The 9084-nt window shown below is 66.8% G+C and carries 9 protein-coding genes and 1 pseudogene; 2 read left to right on the top strand and 8 right to left on the bottom strand.

From position 1 onward, the window contains the following. The 3 genes and pseudogenes from DBR20_RS22600 to pip all read right to left on the bottom strand — a co-directional run. Positions 1–619 (bottom strand): annotated as a pseudogene (locus tag DBR20_RS22600) (cation-transporting P-type ATPase); the annotation flags it as partial. Positions 620–756: 137 nt separating this feature from the next. Then, entirely contained in the window at positions 757–1056 is a 300-nt protein-coding gene (locus tag DBR20_RS03715) for a hypothetical protein (protein ID WP_025874438.1), read from the bottom strand. A gap of 265 nt (positions 1057–1321) precedes the next feature. Beyond that, positions 1322–2269, bottom strand: a complete 948-nt coding sequence (gene pip, locus DBR20_RS03710) for a prolyl aminopeptidase (RefSeq protein ID WP_108265225.1) — start codon at positions 2267–2269, stop codon at positions 1322–1324. Positions 2270–2408: 139 nt separating this feature from the next. Between pip and DBR20_RS03705 the strand changes: the two genes are divergently transcribed. Further along, on the top strand, positions 2409–3089 hold the full coding sequence (locus DBR20_RS03705; protein WP_229978903.1) for a TraX family protein: 681 nt from the start codon (positions 2409–2411) through the stop codon (positions 3087–3089). 100 nt (positions 3090–3189) lie between these two features. After that, complete coding sequence (locus DBR20_RS03700) at positions 3190–4284, top strand: crosslink repair DNA glycosylase YcaQ family protein (RefSeq protein ID WP_108265224.1); 1095 nt, start codon at positions 3190–3192, stop codon at positions 4282–4284. 33 nt (positions 4285–4317) lie between these two features. Here DBR20_RS03700 and DBR20_RS03695 read toward each other — a convergent pair whose 3' ends face one another. From DBR20_RS03695 to DBR20_RS22595, 5 genes are all read right to left on the bottom strand, one after another. Then, positions 4318–6024, bottom strand: coding sequence for a PAS domain S-box protein (locus tag DBR20_RS03695; RefSeq protein WP_108265223.1), 1707 nt, complete (start codon positions 6022–6024; stop codon positions 4318–4320). Between the two features lie 119 nt (positions 6025–6143). Further along, the gene (locus DBR20_RS03690) at positions 6144–6806 is read right to left on the bottom strand and encodes a DNA-3-methyladenine glycosylase (RefSeq protein ID WP_108265222.1); all 663 of its coding nucleotides are present in this window, start codon (positions 6804–6806) and stop codon (positions 6144–6146) included. A gap of 46 nt (positions 6807–6852) precedes the next feature. Next, a complete protein-coding gene (locus DBR20_RS03685) occupies positions 6853–7812 on the bottom strand; it encodes a cation diffusion facilitator family transporter (RefSeq protein WP_108265221.1) in 960 nt (319 codons plus the stop codon). A 77-nt stretch (positions 7813–7889) separates the two neighbouring features. Further along, entirely contained in the window at positions 7890–8168 is a 279-nt protein-coding gene (locus DBR20_RS03680) for a DUF3325 domain-containing protein (protein ID WP_108265220.1), read from the bottom strand. Continuing rightward, on the bottom strand, positions 8168–9084 hold a 917-nt coding region (locus DBR20_RS22595), incomplete at its 5' end, for a PepSY-associated TM helix domain-containing protein (protein ID WP_258223194.1). The genes DBR20_RS22595 and DBR20_RS03680, both read right to left, overlap by 1 nt.

Here is a 9084-nt window from a genome sequence, read left to right as displayed (position 1 = left end):
CCTGCGCGACAAACAGATCCTTGGCCGCAAGCACGCGGCAATCGGCCGGGATCATGTCGCCGGCCGACAGCACGATATGGTCACCCGGCACCAGGTCGCGGATCGGCAGATCCAGCAGCCGTGCCGGCCGCCGGCTGTGCAGCTGTGCGCCGAAGTACTGGTCGGCCACTTCTGCCGCTTCGGTGCCTGCAGCGCGGCGCAGCACGCGTGCGGTATTGCCCACCAGGGCCTTCAGCCGTTCGGCAGCGCGGTTGGAGCGTCCCTCCTGCACGAAGCGGATCAAGGTGGACAGCACCACCATCGCACCGATCACCACCGTCGCCTTGGCATCTTCGGTCAGCCAGGACACCGCCGCCAGCACCGTCAGCAGCAGGTTGAACGGGTTGCGATAGCACTGCCACAGATGGCGCCACCACGGCAGCGGCTTCTCGTGATCGACCTCGTTCGGGCCGAAGCGCAGCAGGCGCTCTTCGGCTTCGTGCGGGCTGAGACCGTCGACGTGCGACTGCAGGGTGGCCAGCGCATCGGCTTCGCTGCCCTGTGCAAGCGCGAGCAGCCCGGCAGTGAGTGTGGCCGGCGCGGCCTGCGTGCTGCCACGGCCGTAACCGGCTTCGGGCATCGCACGACGACCGAACAGGTTGCCCGCGCGGCGGCTGCGCAGGAAGGCGTTGAACCAGGCGTTGAGCAGGCTCATGGGAAGGTCCTCTTGGAGCGGCGCCGGGCGCAGCCGGCGCGTGGAGCGGAAGGGGCGGGTGGTCAGGCGTGGCGCATGGCCAGCACCGATGGCGACCAGGGCTGCATGCGCAGCCGTTGGCTGCCGCCGATGCACAGCGGTTTCATCGCATCGCGCAGCGGGTAGGGCAGGTGGCGCAGCACGTTGATGCGCTCGCTGATCGGCAGCAGCGACAGGGCATCGGCCACCACCCGTGGCGAGCCGAGCGCCAGCGAACGGGCGAAGAGGACAGGGCCGTGCTGCAGCAGCAGGCTGCGCAGGGCGGAAACATCGCGCTCACCGATCAGGCGGCGGACGGTGATGTAGAGAATCTTGTAGGACATGGGATTCCTCCGGGCAGGCGCCGCCCGGGGCTCCCATCGCTTACACGGACAGGAACCGGCCGTCAGTCGCCAGCAGTGAACAAGGGGGCAGGCAAGGGCGCGCGTCGCGCCCGGCAGGGTCGGGATCCATCTGCGTCTCCGCGTGGGGCGGCCAGTCGCTGGCCAGTGGCGCTATTGTCCGCGCTCGTATTCAGCAGGCCTAGAGGCCCGTGGGTTAGCCCGGCTATACCTTGGTATAGAAAAAGGGGCCGTTGGCCCCTTCTGTTCAGCTGCGGTCTGCGAAAGCGTCGGTGGCCCGCACCAAAGCATCGGTAGTGGCCTCTTCGTTGGCGCTGTGGCCGGCGATGACCATCTCCAGGGTGGCTTCCGGCCAGGCTTTGGCCAGATCCCAGGCACTGCGTGGTGGGCAGATGATGTCGTAGCGACCCTGCACGATGACGCCCGGCAGGTGGCGGATGCGCTCGATATCGCGCAGCAGCTGGCCGTGTTCCAGGAAGGTGTTGTGGCGGAAGTAATGCGCCTCGATGCGCGCCTTGGCCAGGGTATCAAGCGGATCGGTAGCGGATGCCGCGTCGACGTCATGCACCAGCGTGGCGGCATTGTCTTCCCAGCCCAGCCAGGCCTGTGCCGCTGCGATGCGGATCGCTTCATCGGTATGGTCCAGGCGCTTCCAGTAGGCTTCGAGCATGTTGCCGCGCTCGTCCTCCGGGATGTGCGCCTCGTAGCGATCCCAACGCTCCGGGAAGATCCAGCGGGCACCGCCGTTGAGCTCGGCGAACCAGCGGTTCTCTTCCTCGCGACCGAGGAAAACGCCGCGCACGATCAGCCCGGTGGCACGGTCGGGATGGGCCTGTGCATAGGCCAGCGAAAGCGTCGAACCCCAGGAACCGCCGTAGACCAGCCAGCGCTCGATGCCCAGGTGTTCGCGCACCTTCTCGATGTCGGCCACCAGATCCTGCGTGGTGTTGTCACGCAGCTCGCCAAAGGGCGTGGAGCGGCCGCTGCCGCGCTGATCGATCAGCACGATGCGGTAGCGCTTCGGGTCGAAGAAGCGGCGATGGGTGGGCGAGATGCCGGCGCCTGGGCCGCCATGCAGGTACACCACCGGAATGCCCTCAGGCGTGCCGCACTCTTCGATATGCAGGGTGTGCAGCGCGTCGACGGGAAGCGTGTGTTCGCGGTACGGGGTGATCGGCGGGTACAGCGTGCGCATGGCGATGCCTCACAAGCGGGGACTGCAAGGATAGCGGGGTGCAGCGGTCAGCGTCATCCGCGTCAGGTTCAAGTATTCTTTGCGTTCAAGGGGCAATGCCGTCGATTCCTGGCGGGACGGACATGGCAGGACGCAGAGGATGAACGATATGAGCGCGCAGGACGTCGCCGTACAAGCCCCATCGTCGCGCGCCACCCTCAGCAGCGGCGCCCGTGAGTCGATGAAGTGGCTCGCGCTGCTGTCGATGACCGGTGACCACGTCGCCAAAGTGGTTTTCGGTGGCTATGTGCCGGTGGTCAGCGAGTTTGGGCGCATCGCCTTCCCGCTGTTCGCGCTGGTGATGGCCTGCAACCTGGCGCAACCGGGCGCCGATCTGGGCAAGTCGATCCGGCGCCTGTCCGCATGGGGCCTGGTCGCGCAACCCCTGCACATGCTGGCCTTCGGCCACTGGTTGCCGCTGAACATCCTGTTGACCTTCGCGCTGGCTGCCGTGGCCGTGCATGCGCTGACCAACAACCGGCAGCTGTTGCTGCTGGTTACCGCAGGCCTGCTGCCGTTCTTCGTGGATTACCAATGGGCGGGCGTGGCATTCGTGATGCTGGGCTGGATCGCGTTCCGCCACCGGGCGTACTGGCTGCTGGCGTTCGGATTCGGTGGGCTGTGCTGGGTCAACGGCAACGGATGGGCGTTGCTGGCCATCCCGCTGATACTGGCGTTGGCCCGGGTGCCGTGGGCGGTTCCGCGATCACGCTGGGCGTTCTATGTGTACTACGTGGGGCACCTGGCGGTCCTCGCCGCTTATGCGCAGTGGCTGCGCTGAGTAGCGACATCCATCGGGGCGGTGAGCTGTCCCGCTCACGTCGATGGTGTCTTTCCAGGCCGCAACGCACAGCGGACACGCTCGCCTCTACAATCGGCCAATGCCGACCCCGCCCACCCTCGACGATCTGCGTCGCTACGCCGTAGCCCGCACGCTGTTCACGCCTACTACGCTGCTGACAGCGATCCGTCGCCTGGGCTTCGTGCAGGCCGATCCCATCCGTGCGCCCGCGCGTGCCCAGGACCTGACCCTGCGGCACCGGGTGAAGGGCTATCAGGCCGGGGATCTGGAGCGCCGCTACAGTCGGCTGCCGATCGAGGAGGACTTCCTGGTCAACTACGGTTTCCTGCCGCGCGAACACCTGGCGTTGATGCATCCTCGGGTGTCCCGCAGGCCGTGGGACGCCAGCACGCGGCGCAAGGCGGCCGAGGTGCTGGCGTTCGTGCAGGAGCGGGGTGCGGTGCATCCGCGCGAGGTCGACCAGGCGTTCGCACATGGCCGGGTGACCAACTACTGGGGCGGCACCAGCAATGCCAGCACCCACCTGCTGGATGGCATGCACTACCGCGGCATGTTGCGCATCGCCCGTCGTGACAGTGGTACCCGCATCTACGCCGTTGCGGCACATGCACTCGCCGATGGCGGCAAGGCCGCGCGCCTGCAGCGCGCCACGGCATTGATCGATCTGGTGGTGCGCAAGTACGCGCCGTTGCCTTCGGCCAGCCTCACCTATCTGGCGCGGCTGTTGGGCTATGGTGCACCGCATCTGGCAGTCGAGATCCAGCAGGCACTGCGGCTGGCGCGCGAGCGACTGGCCGGCGGCAACATCGACGGAACCAGCTGGTTCTGGCCGGCAGAGGAGAATCCCCGCTCGCGGCGCTACCAGGCCGATGAGCAGGTGCGGCTGCTGGCACCGTTCGATCCGGTGGCCTGGGATCGGCGACGGTTCGAACTATTCTGGGGCTGGGTCTACAGATTCGAGGCCTATACGCCGGCGGCCAAGCGTCGCTTCGGCTACTATGCGCTGCCGCTGTTGTGGCGCGACCAGGTGGTCGGCTGGGCCAATGTCACCGCCAGGGATGGCGCTCTGCAGCCGGATATTGGATTCGCCAGCGCCTCGCCCATGAAGGACGTTCTGTTCCGCAATGCGCTGGATGACGAACTGGAACGGATGACGCGATTCCTCACCGGATGAAGTCTTGCCTTGTGGTGACAGCGGGCGCTGTTGCTATTCGTCGCGCCGCTGCCTGCGCACCCGTGCACGCGCGTCATAAAGCTGGCTGTCCGCATGATGGATGGTGTCAGCCACGGACTCACCCGGCGCGCTGACCGCCGCGCCCATCGAGAACGCCGTCGGCGACTGCGCTGCATTGGTGTCGTACCAGCCCTCCAGCAGGGCAAGCCGTTTGGACGCCGCTGCGGTCAACACCACCAGGAACTCGTCTCCGCCCAGGCGGACCACGGTCTCGCCCGCGCTCAGCGGCGCCTTCAGGAAGGCAGCAAACTCGATCAGGATCGCGTCGCCGCGGCGGTGACCCTGCGCGTCATTGATCCGTTTGAAATCGTCGAGGTCAAATACCAGGCACGCCCACGTTCCGGCGGTCATCTCGTCGAGCCGGTGCAGGTAGCGGCGGTTGTGGCACTGGGTGAGTGGATCCTTCTGCGATAGTTCGCGCAGGCGCTGCTCCTGCAGGCGCAGCGCGGTGACATCCTGGGCGTGGCCCAGCACGAAGGGCGGCTGTCCTTCGCTGTCGAGCACGTTGTTGTAGGCCCAATACCGCAGCGTTCCATCGGCGGCAATGAGTTCGATGACGCCGGCATCGGTGTGGTTGGCTTCGATACGCTTCAGGTAGGCATTGAATACCTCGCGGCGCTCGAGTGGCATGTAGTCGCACAGGCTGCGGCCGATGATCTGGCGTTCCTCGTAGCCCAGCGACTGCAGCGCCGCCGGGTTCACCGAGGTCAGCGTGCCATCCAGCGTATGCGTGCAGATCAGCCCCAGGCTGTAGTGGAACAGACGCCGATAGCGCACCTCGCTCGCCTCCAGGGCATCCAGCGCCGCGCGTTCTTCGGTGACGTCCTGGATCGCGCCCACCAGCCGCGGATGGCCCTCCACCTGCTGCCGGTTGCCCACCACGCGGGTCCAGATGCTGCGTCCATCGGCTGTGCTCATCGGCAGCTGCACCTCCCAGGGCGTGCCATCCTCCATGCAACGCTGCACGGCAGTCTGGATGATGCTGCGGCTGTCCTGGCGGTAGAACGACAGGGCCGATTCGAGGGTGGGCTGGTAGCTGGAGCGCACGCCGTGGATCTGCTTGGTCTCGCGCGTCCAGCGCACCTCGCGGGTGTCGAGGTCCAGTTCCCAGCCGCCGACCTTGGCCGCGGTATTGGTGCGCTGCAGGAAGTCCTCGCTGCGTTTCAGGTCGCGATGCAGTGCCTGCGCCTGGTCGATCTGTCGCAGCAGTGCGCTGCGCTGTTCAAGCACCTGCGTGGTGGCCCGGCCAAGATGGACCAGCAATTCCCGTTGCGACGGAGACAGCACACCTGGCAGCGTGTCGAGCAGGCACAGTGTGCCGATGCGCGCGCCATGGGCGGTGGTCAGAGCTATTCCGGCGTAGTGGCGTACCCGGTGCCCTGCGGTGACCAGCGGACTGTTGGCGAACCGTGGGTCCTGCCTCGCGTCTGGAATCTCCAGCAGCTCGTCCTGCTCGATGGCATGCGAACAGAACGAAATCGAGCGGGGCGTTTCGATGATGTCTCCCAGCCCGATGCTGGACTTGAACCATTGCCGTTGCGCGGCAACGATGGAAATCAGCCCGATCGGCATGCCCGTGGCAGCGAGGGCGGCGGCAACGATGGCATCGAACACGGGCTCTGGCGGCGTATCGAGAACACCCAGTCGGTCGATCTCGAGGAGTCTGGAAGCTTCATCCATGGCAGGCACTGCGTCTCCGGCAGGGAAGGGCAGGTCACAGCGGTCACGCTAGGGCGCGGCACGTTATGCCGTTGCGCGAAACAGTGAGGCTGGTGTCAATGATCCTTCAGTGATGGGTTTCATGCAGGTCTCTTTCGCGTTGCCGCGCGGGGCGCGCGTACCGAAACGTGACGGTGATCGCGCACATGCCAGCGCCAGGGAAAATCCACGGCACGGGTGATGCCGATGCGCGGCCCCACCACCGGGTCGTCCGGCGGCGGCATGCCATCGTCCAGTATCGTGATGCCGTGGCTGGCGGTTACCAGATCGGCGCCGTCGAAGCGCCGGTCCAGGCCAAACGCCTGCGACAGCTTGCCGGGGCCGCTGGCCAGGTCGTGGTCGCGACGGGCGGCAGGGCGCAGCGGGTACATCAGGTCCTGCCCGGCAACCGGCGCGGCGGCGCGCAGCAGTACCGCAACACCCTCGCCGACGTCACCGCAGACGACATTGCTGCCCCAGTGCATGCCATAGGTGAAGTAGACATAGAGATGGCCCGCTTCGCCGAACATGCTGGCGTTGCGCGCGGTCATGCCGCGCCAAGAGTGTGCCGCCGGATCTGCGCTGCCGGCATACGCCTCGACCTCGACAATGCGCGCCACGCGACCATCGTTGCGGACCAGCAGTTTGTTCAACAGCTCGGGTGCGACCACCGTTGAAGGTCGCTGATAGAAGGCGCGCGGGAGCCGGGCCCCGTCAACGGGCAGCGCGGCGAACGTGGCATCTGGATCGGTCTGGTTCGGCATGCCGGAATCATCGCCTGTCCGCGGTGAAGCTGTCGCCAGTGTGGTGTCAGTCCGCCGTGGCTGGACGATCGAGCGCGGCCCGGCGCGCGGCAAACACCTCCGGCGTCTGCGGTTTGATGAACAATGCCACCAGTTCCGGGAACTCCTGTTTCACCGCAGACTCGATCCGGGTGATGCAGGCCTCGATCTGCGGCGTGGTGCGGTCGTCCTCGAATTCCGCACTGAGCATCGCCACCACCTGTTCCGGGCCCATCTGCAGGGTGGTCACGCCGTTGGCGCGGCGCAGATCCGGGTCGGTCACGGCCACGGCCATGATCCGTTGCGCCACCGCCGGGTGGGCCGGCTCACCGATCAGCAGGCCCTTGGTCTCGCGAGCGAGCAGGAACGCGGTCAGCGCCAGCACACCGGCAATGCACAGCGAGGCGACCCCATCCAGCACCGGCATCTCCAGCAGCTGCGCAGCCAGCAATCCGACCAGGGCGAAGCCGAGGCCGAGCAGGGCGGCACTGTCTTCCAGCAGCACGGTGAAGGTGGACGGATCCTTGCTGCGGCGGAACGCCTCGAAGTATCCCAGCGAGCCCTTGCTGCGGCGGAATTCGCGCAGCGCAACCCACCATGAGGCACCTTCGAACAGGATGGAGATGCCCAACACGCTGTAGCTGATGGCGTGATTGGTGGCCGGCTCCGGCTGGCGGATGTGCTGGATGCCCTCGTAGGCCGAAACGCCGGCGCCGGCGGCAAATACCAGCAGGGCGACGATGAAGCTCCAGAAGTACAGTTCGCGGCCGTAGCCGAACGGGTGCAGGGTGTCGGGGGCCTTTTCGGCACGGCGCAGACCGTACAGCAGCAACACTTCGTTGAGGGTATCGACCAGCGAGTGCACGCCCTCGCTGAGCATGGCCGAGCTGCCGGACAGGCCGGCGGCGATGAACTTGGCAATGGCGATGGCGAGGTTGCCCGCCAGTGCAGCGTAGATGACCAGGCGTGAGCCGGTGGGACGGGACATGGCAGCGCGGCGGTGGAAGCGATGGCCGATGATCGCGCTGCCGCTGTCCCGGTGGTGTGCAGGACCGCCGCTGCGGGTCAGGAACGCTGTCGGGCACGCAGCATCAGCGCAAGCACCACGACACCTGCAGCGATGCTGGTATGCCCGGACAGGCTGGCCAGGCCGAAGCCAACGCCCTGCGCGAGGACTGCCGTGGCCAGTGCCAGCAGCAGCAATGCCCAGCCGGCAATGCGCCACTGACGGTTGCGACGCCGCGCGAACGTATGGCCACACAGATCGCGCTGGTGGCGCTCCATCGCCAGGGCCAGGCAGACGAACCCTGCCAGCGAAAGCACGAACAACAGTGCATGCACCATCACCCAACCTCCGCAGCCGAACGCACGGATGTGCTTTGCGGGGCGGCCGATGCGCGCGGACGTCGGGCCTTTGGCGTGAAGCGCCAGGCGCGCCATCCGATGTACGCATGCAGCACCGCCAACGCCAGCAGGGTCAGGTCGGCACCGGCCCACGCCCAGTCGCCAGCGTCCGCGGTCCGCCATAACGGATGCGGGGTGGTGAACGCCGTGAGGACCGGAAGCAAGGCAAGCAGGATGGCCGCCAGCGCGAACTGCTCGACCCACGCGCGTTTGGGTGGGCGCACGAGGGCATGGACGAACATTGCCGCCCACGCCAGGAAGAACACATGGACTTCCCACGCCGCGCGACCGGCCACCGCGACCGGCAGCAACCGGTTGGCCCAGAAGAACGCCGCCATCGCCACTGACAGCCCTGCCACCGTGCCGATGTTCAGGCATTCGACCAGCCTGAAGCCGAAGTAGGGGCGCTGCGGATCGGGCAGCTGGCTGCGTCGCTTGACTGTCCACAGCACCAGACCGCTACCGACCATCGCCGTGCCGGCCAGGCTGACCAGGAAGTACAGCCAACGGGTAGCCGCATCGGCAAAGCGGCCCAGATGCAGGCCGTACAGGACGCCCTGGGTCTGTGCAGCGGCGCCCGAGGACTCCTTTGCCAGAAGCAGCTCGCCACCGGTGCCATCGAACAGCAGGTAGTTCGGGGTGGTGGATACGCGGGTGGATTGTGCGCGCACCACCGCCACCCGTGCCTGTGCATCCCCGGGGTTCTGGATCTGCATGCCGCCCACGGCGCCAGTGCCCCAGCGATGTTCCGCCTGGCGCACCATCGCGCCGATATCCGCCAATGGCGCAGCGCTTCCGGCGACGCGATGTGGTGGCAGGAACAGCCGCATTTCGCTGACCACTTCGGCCTGCTGCC

It is taken from the genome of Stenotrophomonas sp. HMWF023 (assembly GCF_003060985.1).
Lineage (GTDB): Bacteria > Pseudomonadota > Gammaproteobacteria > Xanthomonadales > Xanthomonadaceae > Stenotrophomonas > Stenotrophomonas lactitubi.
The sequence above is the reverse complement of the archived record's forward strand: the minus strand, read 5'-3'. Positions and strand labels throughout refer to the sequence as shown.